Here is a 15799-nt window from a genome sequence, read left to right as displayed (position 1 = left end):
CTTGGGTCGGTTCCCGCAAGACCAGTCTTACGCTGATCCTGCGAGAACCCCTCTCCAACTGTTCACGCTGCGGTTAAGCGGCAGCGAACTGGTTCCTACCGGCGCGTTTACGCGGCGGCGAACTGGTTCATAGTGTTGTCCTTACCGCCTGCTTTCAGAGCGGCTTCACCGGCGAAGTATTCCTTGTGGTCATCGCCAATGTCGCTGCCGGCCATGTTCTGGTGCTTCACGCATGCGATACCCTGGCGGATCTCTTCACGCTGAACGTTCTTGACGTAGCCGAGCATCGCCTGCTCTCCGAAATACTCCTTGGCGAGGTTGTCGGTGCTGAGAGCCGCGGTGTGGTAGGTCGGCAGAGTGATGAGGTGGTGGAAGATGCCAGCGCGCTTCGCAGCGTCAGCTTGGAAGGTGCGGATCTTCTCGTCAGCCTCAGCCGCAAGCTCGGTCGCGTCATAGTCGACGCTCATCAGCTTGGCGCGGTCATAGGCGGAGACGTCCTTGCCCGCTTCTTCCCAAGCATCAAAGACTTGCTGGCGGAAGTTCAGCGTCCAGTTGAAAGAAGGCGAGTTGTTGTAAACCAGCTTCGCATTCGGGACGACTTCGCGCACCCGGTCGACCATGCCAGCGATCTGTTCAACATGGGGCTTCTCTGTCTCGATCCACAGCAGGTCTGCGCCGTTCTGAAGCGAAGTGATGCAGTCGAGCACGCAGCGATCTTCGCCGGTGCCAGGACGGAAGCTGTAAAGGTTCGACGGCAAACGCTTGGGTGCCATCAGCTTGCCATCGCGGCTGATGAAGACCTGACCGTTAGTGATGTTGGAAGGGTCCACTTCGTCACAATCGAGGAAGGCGTTGTACTGGTCGCCCAGATCGCCCGGCTCCTTCGAGTATGCGATCTGCTTCGTCAGGCCAGCGCCGAGCGAGTCGGTGCGGGCAACGATGACGCCGTCTTCAACGCCCATCTCAAGGAAGGCGTGGCGGCAGGCGCGGATTTTTTGCAGGAAGTCTTCGTGCGGGACCGTGACCTTGCCGTCCTGGTGACCGCACTGCTTCTCGTCAGAGACTTGGTTCTCGATCTGGAGCGCGCAGGCACCCGCTTCGATCATCTTCTTGGCGAGCAGATAGGTTGCCTCTGCATTGCCGAAGCCAGCGTCGATGTCAGCGATGATCGGCACGACGTGCGTTTCGTAATTGTCGATCGCGTTCTGGATCTGCTTTGCCTTCACCTCGTCGCCTTCTTCGCGAGCGGCATCGAGTTCGCGGAAAAGGCCGCCAAGCTCACGCGCATCGGCTTGCTTCAAGAAGGTGTAGAGCTCCTCGATCAGCGCGGGAACGCTGGTCTTTTCGTGCATCGACTGGTCGGGCAGGGGGCCAAACTCGCTGCGCAGGGCGGCAACCATCCAGCCGGAGAGGTAGAGGTAACGCTGCTTCGTGGTGCCGAAGTGCTTCTTGATGGAGATCATCTTCTGCTGCGCGATGAAACCGTGCCAGCAGCCCAGCGACTGGGTGTATTGGGCAGGGTCCGCGTCATAGGCGTCCATATCGGCGCGCATGATCTTGGCGGTGTATTTCGCGATATCGAGCCCGGTCGGGAACCGGTTCTGGATCGCCATGCGAGCGGTCGCTTCAGCGTCGATCGCGCCCCAGCTCGGCCCGTTGGCTTCGATGATGCCTTGCATCTGGGCGATGGTATTTTGATAGGTCATGAGAGAGGGCTCCTGTTCGAGAGGGAGGAAGTGAGGCCCCCTTCTGTCATGGTGCAGTGCAGCGCGACAGGAAAACTTACAGACTTTCGTGTCTATATGGGCTGGTTTCGCGCCTCTCTTGTGTAAGCATGTAAAGTAATTTACAAGCGAGTCTATGCCAGACAACACTCTCCTCGCTGGCCCTTCCTTGCGCCGATTGCGCAAGCGGGAGGGGCTGACCCAAGCGGCCATGGCGGCCTCGCTCGGCATTTCGCCTAGCTATCTCAACCTGATTGAGCGCAACCAACGCCCGCTCTCAGCCCGTGTGCTGGTGCAGGTGATCGAACGGTTTGACTTCGACCCACGGAGCTTGCGCGAGGATGAGGCGATTGGCGGCGTCGATGGTCTGGCGCGGCGGATGGCGGATGAACGCTTTGCTGACCTTGGGATCGACCGGGAGGAGATACAGGAGTTCCTCTCCGCCGCCCCGCAAGCCGCTGCCGCTTTCGCACGCCTCTATGACAAATCGCATCCGTCCGAAGACTCAGGCGCAGACCCCGCCGACGAAGCGCGCCGAGCGGTTGAGCGCTGGCAGAATCATTTCTCCGACCTCGACCATGCGGCGGAGGAACTGGCGGACCAGTTGCGCGTCTCTCGCGGAGATATCAGCGTCGCCTTGTCCGAGCGGCTGCGGGAGAAACACCGGCTGACCGTGCGCGTTCTGCCCGCCGAGGTGGTGCCGGGGCTGGTCCATCGGCTCGACCTGCATGCGCGCCAATTGCAACTCTCCGAGATGTTGGGCGGTGCGCAGAGGCGCTTCCAGATCGCGCGCCAGATTGCGAGTCTGGAACAGCGCGATGCGATCGATACTCTGGTCGAAGGCGCGAAGCTGACCACTCCCGAAGCGCGTGACCTCTTCCGCGAGCATGTCACTGATTACGTCGCCTACGCGCTGCTGATGCCCTATCGCCGTTTCCTGAGAGCCTGCGAGCAGACGGGATACGACCTTGCCATTATGGGGCGCCGATTTGCGGTCAGTTTTGACCAGCTGGCAGAGCGGCTCACCACTCTTCAGCGCGTCGGAGAGCGGGGGCTGCCGTTTTTCTCTGCGCGCTTTGGTCGCACGGGCCGGATGGTGCACTTCACCGCAGGCGCAAGCGGAGCGGCCTATCCTTTGCAAGGCGCACGCTGGCCCGCATGGGCGCCTTATGCCGCGTTTGAGCGGCGCGGGTCGATGCTGACCCAGACCGTGACCTTTGGCGAAGGCGAAGCCGTACCGCGCCATTGGTTCACCGTTGCGCGCACCATCGAAGTCGACGGAGCGGCTTGCTCTGCCCGGCGCGCGGTCGTTCTGGGGCTTGAGGCGAAATTTGCAGGCGAGTTGACGCAGGCGCAGGGCATCTCGCTCGACCCGCTGGATGCGGTGCCTTTGGGCGTGGGGTGCCCGCGCTGTGGCCGGGCCGATTGCCTGACACCTGCGACGCCCCGTGTGGCCGCTTCGCAGCCCCGTTAGGACAGGACGCTCCTTAGCGCGGCGTTAACTCCCCAAACCCCCAAAAAACCGGGCCTTACAAAGCCTGTGTAAAGTTTACCGACACTTAAGCACTCGGACCTAAAGAGGGTGGAGCATGCAACCTTCACCTCTATTCCAAGGCGCGCGCCCGCAATGATCCGTTTGTTCAAGCATTATATTCCACATGCCGTGATGCTCCTCGGCATATTGGACTTTGCCTTGCTGGTGGTGGCGAGCGAGGCGGCATGGCGCGTGCGTGCCTCGCAGATCGGGATGGATCCGGGGCCGTTTGATGAACGCTGGATCCCGCTGGTCGGCTCTGCCGCAGTGGTGTGGCTGGCGATGATTGCTGTGGGGGTATACGGGCCGCACGCTTTGCGCAGCTTGCGCTTTGCTGGCGCGCGGCTGTTGGTGGCGATCAGCCTTGGCATTATTGCGCTTGCGACCATCGACTGGATTTTGCCGGGCGACCATTTCTGGCGCTCCACATTGCTTTATTCGATGGGTTTTGCCTCGCTTGTGCTGGTGGCAGACCGGCTGCTGCTCAACTCTTTCCTAGGCTCAAGTGCGTTTCGCCGCCGGGTCATGGTGCTTGGCGCAGGCGACCGGGCACAGCGTCTGCGCGAGCTAGGCGACCGGCCCGAGAGCGGTTTTGCCATCGTTTCCTACATCGCCATGGGTGAGCCAGAGCGGGTCGTCGAAGAAGCGATTGCGCGCGATGCGATCCACGACCTTGGCCGTTTTGTCGAGAATCTGGGCGTCAGCGAAGTGGTGCTCGCGCTGCAAGAGCGCCGCAATGCGCTGCCGCTCAATGACCTCCTGCGGATCAAGACCAAGGGCGTGCACGTCAACGACTTCTCCAGCTTTCTGGAACGTGAGACGGGGCGCGTGGACCTCGACACTGTCAATCCTAGCTGGCTGATCTTCTCTGACGGCTTTTCCAGCGGGCGCATTTTGTCGAGCGCGGCAAAGCGTGTGTTCGACATTATCGCCAGCCTGATCCTGTTGGTCCTGACCGCGCCAGTGATTTTGCTGTTTGCTTTGATCGTGAAGCTCGACAGCCAGGGCCCTGCCTTCTTCAAGCAGAAGCGAGTGGGGCTGTATGGCGAGACATTCCACCTCATCAAACTGCGTTCGATGCGCACTGATGCCGAGAAGGACGGGGCGAAGTGGGCGGAGGAAAACGATCCGCGCATCACCCGCGTCGGGCGCTTCATCCGCAAGGTCCGGATCGACGAGCTGCCCCAGACATGGAGCGTGTTGAAAGGCGAGATGAGCTTTGTAGGACCGCGCCCCGAAGTCCCGCAATTCGTCGATGGTCTGCAAGAGGAAATCCCCTTTTACGGCGAACGCCACATGGTCAAACCGGGCATCACCGGTTGGGCGCAGATCAACTATCCCTATGGCGCTTCGAACGAGGACAGCCGGCGCAAGCTGGAATACGATCTCTATTACGCCAAGAACTACACGCCGTTTCTCGATCTGGTGATCCTGTTGCAGACAGTGCGCGTTATCCTGTGGCCTGAGGGGGCGCGGTGATGATCGAATTTGGCACTCTTTTGAGCCAGCTTGCGCTGCTTAGCTACCTCACCGGAGCGGTGCTCAGCATGGGCGCTGGGCTGTGGGTGGCGCGCTATGGCGACCGGGAGCGGCCTGATCGTATCGCGGTTCTGGCGGCGGCGGGCTTCATGTCGGTGTGGTGCATTGCTTCCGCCGTGCTCGCGCCCGGCCATGTCGCGGTGGAGCTCGCAGAGACTGCCCGCAATCTGGCGCTGATCGCGGTGATTTTCCGGCTGTTCGCAGCGGACGGCCGGGACGAAAGCCTCAAACCTATTCGCCCGGTACTGATCGCGCTCGCGCTGATCCAACTGTTTCAGCCGGTCGTGCTGTTTGTAGAAGTGCAAGCGCGCGATGTCGTAGGCATTGATCAGTTGGTCTTCGAGGTGACCGCAGGCCTCAGCATGCTGGTCTCTATCGCGGCGCTGGTCTTGCTTCACAACCTGTATGCGGGCGCTGCATCAGTCTCACGCCAGATCATCCGGTGGAGCGGTGTGGGGCTGGCGGGCGTGTTCGCCTATGACCTGAACCTTTTCACTATCGCCTATCTTGGCGGCGAATATCCCAGCGTCCTACTGGCGCTGCGGGGCATTGTCAGCGGCGGTATGATCGGCTTGCTCGCTATCGGCGCAAACTCCACTAGCGCTGGATTGCAATTCCGCCCGTCGCGCATGGTGACGTTCCAGACCCTCTCGCTGATGGTCATCGGCAGCTATCTGGTCGTGATGGTGCTGGTGACGCGCGGTCTCGCTCTGCTGGGTGGGGACATTGCGCGGGCGAGCCAGGCGGCCTTCCTTGCCGCTGCCGTGGTCGCTGCATTCGTGTGGCTCCCATCCGAACGCGCACGTCGCTGGCTGCGTGTGACAGCAACCAAGCACCTGTTCCAGCACCGCTATGACTACCGTGAGGAATGGCTGCGTTTCACTCGGACAGTGAGCCAGGGTTCGTCCGCTAATGCCAGTTTCCACGAACGCGCTGTGAAGGCAGTGGCGGATATCACCGACAGCCCGGCGGGCATGCTGCTGGTCCCCAATGAAGAGGCACAGCTGGAACTGACCGCGCGCTGGAACTGGGCGACATTGGAAGTTCCAGCGGAGGCGGCGAAATATGCGCTGTCCGGCTTGCTTGAACAGCAGACACATATCCTTGACCTTGATGAAGCGCGCGCCGGAATCGACCATCATGGTGAGCTCAAACATGTGCCCGCTTGGCTGCTCGAAGCCGAAGACGCCTGGGCGATGGTGCCGCTGATCCACTTTGACCGGCTTGTCGGCGCGATTGTGCTCGCGCGGCCCCGGATTGAGCGCCGGCTTGATTGGGAGGATTTCGACCTCCTGCGTGTGGTTGGCCAGCAGCTGGCGAGCTATCTTGCTGAGCAGAACGGCCAGCAAGCCTTGATGGATGCAAGCCGCTTTGACGAGTTCAACCGGCGCATGGCCTTTGTGATGCACGACATCAAGAACTTGGCGAGTCAGCTCTCGCTGCTGTCCGGCAATGCGCAAAAGCACGCGGACAATCCGGAGTTTCGCAAGGACATGCTGGTCACTTTGCGCAATTCCTCGGACAAGCTGAACGCGCTGCTCTCACGCCTCAGCCGCTACGGGGCGGGGCAGACCAGCGACGTGCGCGAAGTTGATCTGGCAGAGATTGCGCGCAGCATCCTTGCGCGATTTAAAGCGGTGCACGAAATCGTCCTGACCCGCGCCGACGCAGTTAAGGTCAGCGCTGATCCAGAGGCCTTGGAGCAGGCGCTGATCCACCTTGTCCAGAATGCGATTGATGCAAGCGATGAGAAGGAGCCGGTGTTCCTCAGTGTCGCCTCAGATGGTCTCAATGGCGTGATTGAAATCGTCGACAGCGGCGAGGGGATGAGCCCCGAATTCGTGCGCAGTGGCCTGTTCAAGCCCTTCGTTTCCTCCAAGTCTGGCGGCTTTGGCATCGGCGCGTTCGAAGCGCGTGAGATGATAAAGGCGATGGGCGGACGCCTGACGGTGGAATCGCGTCAGAATATCGGCACCCGCTTTTGCGCGCGCCTGCCCGTGGCGGAGGCCGCAATCCTGATTGCCCAACAAGACGCCGCGCAAGAGAAACTAAATCAAGAAAACCAAGAGGTCGCATAATGGCGGACAAGAAACCCACTCTGCTCGTGATCGAAGATGACGAAGGTCTGCAAGCCCAGCTCAAATGGGCCTATGACGATTTCGAAGTCGTGATCGCTGGCGATCGTGACAGCGCAATCGCGGCCCTGCGCAGCGAAGCGCCAGCGGTGGTGACGCTTGACCTGGGCCTGCCGCCTGATCCCGATGGCACAACCGAAGGGTTTGCGGTGCTCGACGCGATCATGGAGCTGAAACCTGACACCAAGGTAATCGTCGCCAGCGGCCACGGGGCACGCGAAAGCGCTCTTAAGGCCATCGAGCACGGGGCCTACGATTTCTACCAGAAGCCGGTCGACATTGAGGCTTTGGGTCTGATCGTGCGCCGCGCATTCAACCTGCATGAGATTGAGGATGAAAATCGCCGCCTCGTCGCCAATGCGAGCGAGGACAAGACGGTGCTGGGCCGCCTGATCACGGGCGCTCCGGAAATGGTCAAAGTGGCGCGCACGATTGAGCGTGTGGCGTCGACCAGCGTCTCTGTCATGCTGCTGGGCGCGAGCGGAACGGGCAAGGAGCTGCTTGCTCAGGGCCTGCACGATGCGTCCAACCGTGCCGACAAGCCCTTCGTTGCGATCAACTGCGCTGCGATCCCGGAAAACCTGCTCGAAAGTGAGCTTTTCGGTCACGAGAAAGGCGCGTTTACCGGGGCGGTCAAGACGACCGAGGGCAAGATCGAAAGCGCCAATGGCGGCACGCTCTTCCTCGACGAGGTGGGCGACATTCCGCTGCCATTGCAGGTCAAGCTGCTGCGCTTTCTGCAGGAACGCACGATTGAGCGGATCGGTGGGCGCAAGACCATTGCGGTGGATACTCGGATCGTCTGCGCAACGCACCAGAACCTGGAATCGATGATTTCGGAAGGCACCTTCCGCGAAGACCTGTTCTATCGCCTCGCTGAAATCGTGGTCCGCATTCCGGGCTTGGCGGAGCGGCATGGCGACGCGGTGTTGCTGGCCAAGGCGTTCCTGAAGCGCTTCGCCAAAGAGATGAACCCTGCTGTCACCGGCTTTGCGCCCGATGCGCTTGCCGCGATCGACGCGCATGACTGGCCGGGCAATGTCCGCGAGCTGGAAAACCGCGTGAAGCGCGCGGTCATTATGGCCGATGGCAAGCTGGTCGCCGCTGGTGATCTGGACTTTGGCGAGACAGAAGAAGAGGACAGCGATGTCCTCAACCTCAAAGCCGCGCGCGAACAATCAGACCGCCGCGTCATCCGCCATGCTCTGGCGCGTAGTGAAGGCAATATTTCGAGCACCGCAAAGCTGCTCGGCATCAGCCGTCCGACGCTGTATGATCTGCTCAAACAATATGATCTGCATGCGTAAGTTCACCGTCCTCCTTGCCGCCGCTTTGGCTTCCACTGGGCTGGCATCGTGCTCTTCGGGACAGGGCGGCTCCTCGTCGTCGCAGATCACCGGGGGGGAGACCTTCCTTGAACTGATCGAGGATGCACGGGTGGCTGTGCAAGATGGCCGGCTGGCGGAGGCCGGGCGTTTCTACGATGAAGCGCGCGAGCTGGAGCCGGAAAATCCCGGCCTGTGGGTCGATATTGCGCGCCTGCGCTTTCGCGGCGGAGAGCATCTGATCGCGATTGAAGCGGCGGATTACGCGCTGGAACTCGACCCACAATATGGACCCGCTTTGCTGCTGCGCGCGCAATTGGTGCGCGATGCGAACGGGCTGGCGGAATCGCTCGTGTGGTTTGAAGCGGCGGCTGCGGCCGACCCGGAAAACCCCGAAGTGCTGTCCGACTACGCCGCGACGCTGGGCGATTTGGGGCGCTATCAGGACATGCTTGTCGTGGTCCGCGAACTAGCTGAGATCGCGCCGAACTATCCGCAGGTGCACTATCTCCAAGCCGTGCTCGCCGCGCGCGGGGAAGACCCGGTGCTGGCCGGATCGCTGCTTGACCGCAGCGGGCTGGTGGAGCGCGGCGTGCCGGCGGCCATGATGCTCAACGCAATTGTCGACCTGCAACAAGGCAATCCCGATAGTGCGGCTGAGATGCTGGAAACCCTGGCTGAGCGCCAGCCGGGCAATGTCCGCGTCCACGAATTGCTCGCGCGCGCTTTGTGGCTGGGCGGCCGCGATCAGATCCTGGTCGAGCGCTATTCCGCGCGCGCCAATGCGCAAGGGGCCTCGCCCTATCTCATCATGCTGGTCGGTCGCAGTCTTGAACGGATGGGAGAACGCGAGCGTGCGATACCCTATATCGAAAGGGCGCTCGCCGATCGGCCTGAGGGGCTGTTTGTGCTGGAGGGCTCCACGCAAGGGTCTGGCACCATGCCCGCCGCCACGGCAGAGCTGCGCGATTTTGTAGGCTCCGGCAATCTGAGCCCGGCGCGCAGCTTTGCGGCAACGTTGATCCAGCGTGCGCCGCATTCTGGCGACCTGCACGCTCTGGCCGCAGACACCGCGCTGGCGAGTGATCGGACTGAGGCCGCGCTGGAGCTGTATGAAGTCGCCGCCAGAGTGCGCCGCTCCTGGCCACTAACCCGCAAGCTGATCCATGCCTTTGACGTCAGCGGAGACCCGATCACCGCTGATGTTTTGCTATCCCGCGCCATCGCTGGCGACCCGCAGAACACCGAGGCGCTCTTGCTGCTCGCCCAGAGGAGCGCGGTTCGCGAGGATTGGCTGCGCGTGGTGGTGGTGCTTGACACCGCGATTGCGCTTGGTTCGGGCAATGATCTGGAAGTCCTGAAGCTGCGCGCGGATGCTGCGCGGGGACTTGGGCGTGAGGATGAAGCGGCGCGGTTTGATGCGCTGATCCGCGATCTGGAACCCGGACCTTTCGTCAACCGCTAACTCGACAAGTTTCACGCAAACGGGCAGGGGCGCGGGGCAGATGGCCAAGCGTCTTTCCCTCCTAGCCGATCCGATGATCGCGGTGCTGCTAATCGCGACCGCGCTCGCCTTTGTCGTGCCTGCGGTTGGCGAGGCGCGGGGGACAGCGCAGTGGATCTCCAACGCGGCGATCTTCGTCCTTTTCCTCGTCAACGGAATGCGGATAGCGCGCGGCGAGATTGCGCGCGGTCTTGCCAATTGGCGCTTCTTTGGCCCGCTCATGCTGTTCGTGTTTGGAGTGATGCCGCTGCTGGGCATGGGCATGGCGAGCCTTGCGGGCACGCTTTTGCCGCCTTTGGTCGCGCTCGGCTTCCTGTATCTCGGCACGCTCCCCTCAACCGTACAATCGGCGACATCCTACACGTCCCTCGCAGACGGCAATGTCGCGCTGTCCGTGGTGGGAGCCGCGCTGATCAATATCGCCGGGGTTTTCATCACCGCGCCCATCTTCGCGTTGCTTGCGGGAGGGGAGGCTCCGGACATTGGGACCGAGACGATTATGCGCATCGGCCTCATCCTGATCCTGCCCTTTATCATCGGTCAGGCGGTGCAGGGCTGGACCATCGACTTTCTGAAAGAGCGAAAATCACAAGTCGCCTGGATCGACCGCTTGGTGATCGGCACGGCGGTCTATGTCGCCTTCTCTGGAGCCGTCGAGCAGGGCCTCGCGGCCATGTTCGGAGCGAGCGACTGGGCCGCGGTGATCGGTATCTCCTGCATCTTCCTAGCCATCGCCATCGCTGGGTGCTGGCTGACGGGAGGAACACTGAAACTCCCGCGCGGCGACCGCATCGCGTTTCTGTTTGCAGGGGTGCAGAAGAGCGTCGCTATCGGAGCGCCACTCGCCGCGATCCTGTTTCCGGCAGAGGTCGCCGGCTTCGTCATCGCGCCGCTGCTGATCTATCACTTGCTGCAGTTGGTTGTCGCCGCGCCCATGGCGACGATGTTCGCGCAGAGGGGTGAGGCAAGCGCCTAGCTCTTGGGCTGGTAGGTCTGCTCTTCGGTTGGGAAGGTCCTTGTCCGAACTTCCTCGGCATAGGTCGAGACGGTCTTCTCAATGATGCTGGCGATGTCCTCATAACGTTTCACAAAACGCGGCACCCGTTCAAACATGCCGAGCATGTCTTCGGTCACCAAAACCTGCCCGTCGCACTGGGCTGAGGCCCCGATACCGATAGTGGGGCAGGAAACGGCTTTGGTCGCTTCGATGGCGATGGGTTCAACCACGCCCTCGATCACAATCGCGAAGGCCCCGGCCTTATCCAGGGCCACCGCGTCGCTGAGGATCTTGTCGGACTCCGCATCAGAGCGCCCGCGCGCCATATAGCCGCCCAGCACATTGACCGCCTGCGGGGTCAGGCCAACATGGCCCATTACCGGAATGCCGCGCGAATTCAGAAACTCGACCGTTTCCGCCATCGCCTCTCCGCCTTCCAGCTTCACCGCCGCCGCGCCGGTCTGTTTGAGGAGGTAGGCAGCGCTTTCAAACGCCTGCTCCTTGGAACTCTCGTAAGAGCCAAAGGGCATGTCCACGACCACCACCGAATGATAGCTGCCGCGCACCACCGCCGCGCCGTGATTGGCCATCATCTCGAGGCTGACCGGCACCGTGCTGGAGAGGCCATAAATCACCTGTCCCAGCGAATCTCCGACCAGCAAAAGATCGCAATGGGCATCCAGCAATTGCGCCTGCCGCGCGGTGTAGGCCGTCAGCATAACCAAGGGCTTCTCGGTCACACCATCTTTCTTGCGCGCCCGCACGCGCGGCACGGTCAGCCGCTTCATCGGGGCAGGGGTGGGATTGGCTCGGCTGGTGCTCGTATTGAGCTCGAATGTGGTCGACATAATCGCCGATCTAGCGCCAGTGTGGGTAAAGGCCAAGCTTCTCCCCTTGGCGAGGGCGTCAAAACATTGCAGGAAGACTAAGCAAGAACACGCAGGTGCGCCGGTGCTGGCGCGAGATAAGGGTACTTTCAGAAAATGGTAGCAGCAGCTTCGGGCCAACGGGATGGCCTAAGAGATGGGTGGTCTTCGCGCAGTGCATTTATTCTCGCAGCGATCGGCTCAGCCGTGGGCCTTGGCAATATGTGGCGGTTCCCGGCAGAGGCTGGGGCCAATGGCGGCGGCGCCTTCGTGCTGTTCTACATTCTGTGCGTCGTGGTGATGGGCCTGCCGGTGCTGCTGTCTGAGATCATTATCGGACGCCACGGCCAAGCCAATGCGCCCGAAAGCGTGCGCAAGATGGCGAAGGAGAGCAATCTCTCCCCCCATTGGGACATCTTTGCAAAGTTTGGCGTGCTCGGCGCGTTCATGGTCGTCAGCTTCTACTGCATCGTGGGCGGCTGGGTTCTGTATTACATCGGCATGTTCGTCGGAGACATTTTCGGCGGAACCTCCTTTGCAGGGCAAGAGGCTGAGGTGGTGCAGGGGCGCTTTGGCGAGCTGCTGGGCAACAATGGGCTCATGGTTGCGCTGCATGCGGGCTTCTTTGCGATCACCTTCTTCTTTGTTGCACGCGGTGTGTCGCGCGGGATTGAGTGGGTGGCGACATGGCTGATGCCGGCCTTCTTCGCGTTGTTTCTGGCGATCACGATCTATGGCGCGTTCACTGATGGGTTTGGGGAGGCGGTTGCTTACCTCTTCACATTTGATGCGAGCAAGCTGACGCCGCAGGTGATGATTGCAGCGCTGGGGCAGGCGTTCTTCTCACTCTCGCTGGGTGTGGCTGGAATGATCACTTACGGCGCCTATGTCGGGCGCGATGTGAAGCTGGGCAGCACCAGCGGGATCATTGGCGGGGCGGATACCGCGGTCGCGCTGATTGCGGGCCTGTGCATCTTCCCGATTGTCTTCAGCGCCGGACTGGGCGCAGGCGCAGGGCCGGGCCTGATGTTCCAGAGCCTGCCGCTCGCCTTCCAGAACATTCCGGGCGGGACTTTTATTGGCCTGTTCTTCTTCATCATGGTGTTCTTTGCCGCGCTGACCAGTTCGATTGCGCTGCTCGAAGTGCCAACCGCGTGGATCAAGGACGCGCTCAATATGCCGCGTGTGGGTGCGGCGGCTCTGGTGGCGGGCTGTGCCTTTGTGCTGGGCGCTCTGGCGGCGTGGTTCCTGGGTCAGCCGGTGCCACTGCTTAGCGAGATCCCGTTCTACACCAAGGTGGATGATGCGGGACAAGTGGTTGGGCTGGATTTGTTTGACGTGCTCGACACGACTTACAGTAAATTGCTCGCGCCCATCAGCGCGATCCTGACCTGTGTGTTCCTCGGCTGGTTTGCGAAGCGGCAGCTTGTGGATAGCGAGCATGGGCTGTCGAGCGGCGTTGCGATGCTGTGGCTGGTCCTGATCCGCTTTGTGTGCCCGACCTTCCTTGCCGTGATCGTGCTGGGCGGGCTGTTCCCTGAGACAGCGGCTGGCGTGTTCAAGGCGCTGGGCGCGGGGTGATTTCCCGCTGATTGGGTTGGGGGCGATTGCCGTATTGCAATCGCTCTTCATGTATGGAACATAATAGGAACAAGTGGTCGACGTGAGTCGCGTCGGCCGTTTTGGTATTCCTATGACCCGATCAAACTCGCCCTCCAACGCGCAGAACTTGCGCGACTGTAGTCCTCCCTCTCCTTCTAAGAGGGGGAGCGCTGCCATGCGCCTGTCTGGCAAGGATATTGCCGCTTTGTGCAAGGCGCGCGAAGGGCGCTGGCAGCCGGGCCTTGCTGATCAGCCCCTCCATAGTGAGATTTTTGCGAGCGCGCAGGACGCTAGCGGGGCAGGGTTTGCGCTTGCACTTGCTCAGGATGCGCTTGCCCAGGATGCGTTGGGGGTGAGAGCGTCGGGCAAAGATGACCCATTGGCGCAGGTGGAGGATCGCCGACAGGTTCTGTGGGTGCAGGATGCCCGCGCGGTGCAGCTCACCGGGCGTCCCTATCTTCACGGCCTGCCGCCTGACCTTCAAGACCGGATCATCCATGTCGAGGCGCAGCGGCCTGAAGATGCTCTATTCGCGCTTGAGGAAGGACTCAAATGTCGCGATTTCTCCTGCGTGATCGGGGAGATTGCGGGTAATCCGCGCGCGCTCGATTTCACTGCGTCGCGCCGGCTCAGCCTTGCGGCGGAGAAGCATGGCATCGCCTTGTGGCTGGTGCGGATAGAGGCGCAGCGCGACCTCTCCTCGGCCAGGATGCGGTGGGAGGTGGAGCCTGCGCCATCCTCGCCGCCACGCTGGAATGCCCAAGCTCCAGGCACTCCTGCATGGCAGGCCGAGCTGTTCCGCGCCGCGCGCTATGCCCCCGGAAAATGGACTCTGGAGAATGACAAAGGAAAGCTCGCCCGCAAGCTCTCGGAACGCACTCCAAAACCGGCCAACACGCAGGATATTGGCGATCTGGTGCGCCCGACTGTCGGTCGATCGCTGGCGGCTGTCGCTAGAGGGTGATGCTGGCAAGCGTGTAGCCGAGGGGGAGGGCGCGGACGCAGAGCCCACGGTCCTGATCACCGAAACCGCCCACGGCCCGCGCATTCACGCCGTCAACCGCGCAGGGCATGAAGCGGGCGCGCGCACGGGCATGATGTTGGCCGATGCGCGAACCCTGTGCCCGCAGATCCAAACTGCTCCGGCTGATCCGGCGGGCGATCTCGCCTTCCTTGAGAAACTGGCCGTCTGGGCGCAGCGCTGGGGGCCGTGGAGTGCACTCGACCCGCCCGATGGCGTGCTGGTCGACATCACTGCTGCGGCGCATCTGTTTGGCGGGGAGGGGCGTCTGCTCTCCGATGTGGAGGCAGCCTTTGCGAAGCGAGGGATCACTGTGCGTGCCGGGATCGCCCCGACGGCAGGAGCGGCGTGGGCGCTTGCTCACTATGGCGCAGCGGGGTCGATTCTGGGCGCCCGCGACAACCCGGCCTGTGCTTTGGCAGAACTCCCTGTGGCGGCCCTACGGCTCGACGATGATGTGCTGACCGTGCTGCGGCGGCTTGGGCTCAAGCGTCTGGGAGACTTGGCCGATATCGCCAGCGGCAGCGTGACCCGCGCCGAACATGCCGGCCAGTCTGAGCATATTGGGCGCGATGCCCTCCAGCGCCGCTTCAGGGGCCGCAAATCACCAAGCGCCAGCCCGCTCATCCGTCTCGATCAGTTGCTGGGGCGGGTGCCGGAGCCGCTCCTCCCGATTGTCCCGCCCAAAATGCCGTTGGTGCAGCGCCGCCTGATGGAGCCCTTACGCCACCGCTCGCTGCTCGACCAGGTGCTGGAAGACCTCGCCGAGGACATGGCCCGCTCGCTTGAAGGCAGCGGGGAGGGAGCGCGGCGCTTGGAGCTGGGCTTGTGGCGGGTCGATGGCGAGGTTCTCGTACGGACCCTCGAACTGGCGAGCGCCACGCGTGATCCTGCGCATATCACCCGGCTGTTTGCTGAAAAACTCGAAGGCATTGATGCAGGCTTTGGGATTGAGACCCTCCGTCTGCGCGCCAGCTGGGCGGAGCCGCTTGCAGCAAGCCAAGGCGATGTTGAAGCCATTGCAGAGCGCAGTGGAACCTCGCTCGCCGCTTGCATCGACCGTTTGAGTGTCCGGCTTGGCCCTGGGGCGGTGCGCCGCCCTGTCCCTTATCCCAGTCACCTGCCAGAGCGCGCGCAGATGTGGCGCCCCCCCTTGGCGAACGATTGCGGCGCAACGGATTTGGCAAGACCTGCGCAAAGGCCACTGAAAATTCTCGATAAAGCAGAGCGAATTTCTGTGCTCTATGCCTCTCCTGATGGCTATCCGCAGCGCTTTCGCTGGCGTGGCCGTGTTCATGAGGTTGTGCGGGTTGAAGGGCCAGAGCGGATTGCTCCTGAATGGTGGCGGGCGCGATCAACGGTGCGATTGCGCGATTATTATCGGATCGAGGATGCTGCCGGGGCGCGATATTGGATCTATCGTCACGGCCACATGGACGATGGCAGAGGCGGCGTCCCCGACTGGTATTTGCAAGGCCTGCTGGCGTAAAAGCCTGAAAAAAGTCGGCAACACGCTTAACTCTTGTTTACCATTATATGCGATGAAGTCCGC

Annotated in this window: 11 protein-coding genes; 9 read left to right on the top strand and 2 right to left on the bottom strand. The window is 61.9% G+C overall.

The window, feature by feature from the left end; genetic code table 11:
• Nucleotides 1–107: 107 nt before the first annotated feature.
• On the bottom strand, nucleotides 108–1706 hold the full coding sequence (locus AC0V6X_RS06620) for an isocitrate lyase (protein ID WP_486183794.1): 1599 nt from the start codon (nucleotides 1704–1706) through the stop codon (nucleotides 108–110).
• A 154-nt stretch (nucleotides 1707–1860) separates the two neighbouring features.
• On the opposite strand from AC0V6X_RS06620, the gene AC0V6X_RS06615 reads away from it, so the two are divergent.
• The 6 genes from AC0V6X_RS06615 (at nucleotide 1861) to AC0V6X_RS06590 (ending at nucleotide 10737) form a co-directional block, all read left to right on the top strand.
• Nucleotides 1861–3198: a helix-turn-helix domain-containing protein gene (locus AC0V6X_RS06615; protein WP_486183793.1), complete on the top strand. Its 1338-nt coding sequence runs from the start codon at nucleotides 1861–1863 to the stop codon at nucleotides 3196–3198.
• 153 nt (nucleotides 3199–3351) lie between these two features.
• Nucleotides 3352–4737, top strand: coding sequence for a TIGR03013 family XrtA/PEP-CTERM system glycosyltransferase (locus AC0V6X_RS06610; RefSeq protein ID WP_486183792.1), 1386 nt, complete (start codon nucleotides 3352–3354; stop codon nucleotides 4735–4737).
• On the top strand, nucleotides 4737–6875 hold the full coding sequence (gene prsK / locus AC0V6X_RS06605) for an XrtA/PEP-CTERM system histidine kinase PrsK (RefSeq protein ID WP_486183791.1): 2139 nt from the start codon (nucleotides 4737–4739) through the stop codon (nucleotides 6873–6875). Before AC0V6X_RS06610 ends, prsK begins: the two co-directional genes overlap by 1 nt.
• Nucleotides 6875–8239 carry a PEP-CTERM-box response regulator transcription factor gene (gene prsR, locus AC0V6X_RS06600; protein ID WP_486183790.1) on the top strand — a complete coding sequence of 455 codons (1365 nt, stop codon included), beginning with the start codon at nucleotides 6875–6877 and terminating at the stop codon, nucleotides 8237–8239. Before prsK ends, prsR begins: the two co-directional genes overlap by 1 nt.
• Nucleotides 8232–9722 carry a tetratricopeptide repeat protein gene (locus tag AC0V6X_RS06595; RefSeq protein WP_486183789.1) on the top strand — a complete coding sequence of 497 codons (1491 nt, stop codon included), beginning with the start codon at nucleotides 8232–8234 and terminating at the stop codon, nucleotides 9720–9722. Before prsR ends, AC0V6X_RS06595 begins: the two co-directional genes overlap by 8 nt.
• Nucleotides 9723–9762: 40 nt before the next feature.
• A complete protein-coding gene (locus AC0V6X_RS06590; protein ID WP_486183788.1) occupies nucleotides 9763–10737 on the top strand; it encodes a bile acid:sodium symporter family protein in 975 nt (324 codons plus the stop codon).
• Here AC0V6X_RS06590 and panB read toward each other — a convergent pair.
• Entirely contained in the window at nucleotides 10734–11606 is an 873-nt protein-coding gene (gene panB / locus AC0V6X_RS06585) for a 3-methyl-2-oxobutanoate hydroxymethyltransferase (protein ID WP_486183787.1), read from the bottom strand. The two genes, AC0V6X_RS06590 and panB, sit on opposite strands and share 4 nt — an antisense overlap.
• 135 nt (nucleotides 11607–11741) lie before the next feature.
• Between panB and AC0V6X_RS06580 the strand changes: the two genes are divergently transcribed.
• The 3 genes from AC0V6X_RS06580 to AC0V6X_RS06570 all read left to right on the top strand — a co-directional run bounded on the left by AC0V6X_RS06580 (nucleotide 11742) and on the right by AC0V6X_RS06570 (nucleotide 15736).
• Nucleotides 11742–13205 (top strand): sodium-dependent transporter, encoded by a 1464-nt coding sequence (locus AC0V6X_RS06580; RefSeq protein ID WP_486183786.1) that lies wholly within the window; start codon nucleotides 11742–11744, stop codon nucleotides 13203–13205.
• 196 nt (nucleotides 13206–13401) lie between these two features.
• On the top strand, nucleotides 13402–14190 hold the full coding sequence (locus AC0V6X_RS06575) for an ImuA family protein (RefSeq protein ID WP_486183785.1): 789 nt from the start codon (nucleotides 13402–13404) through the stop codon (nucleotides 14188–14190).
• Nucleotides 14132–15736, top strand: a complete 1605-nt coding sequence (locus tag AC0V6X_RS06570) for a Y-family DNA polymerase (RefSeq protein WP_486183784.1) — start codon at nucleotides 14132–14134, stop codon at nucleotides 15734–15736. Before AC0V6X_RS06575 ends, AC0V6X_RS06570 begins: the two co-directional genes overlap by 59 nt.
• Nucleotides 15737–15799: the final 63 nt, after the last annotated feature.

This window comes from Erythrobacter sp. S267, assembly GCF_057365045.1.
Note: the sequence above shows the minus strand (reverse complement) of the source record. Positions and strands in the feature narration are given on the sequence as shown.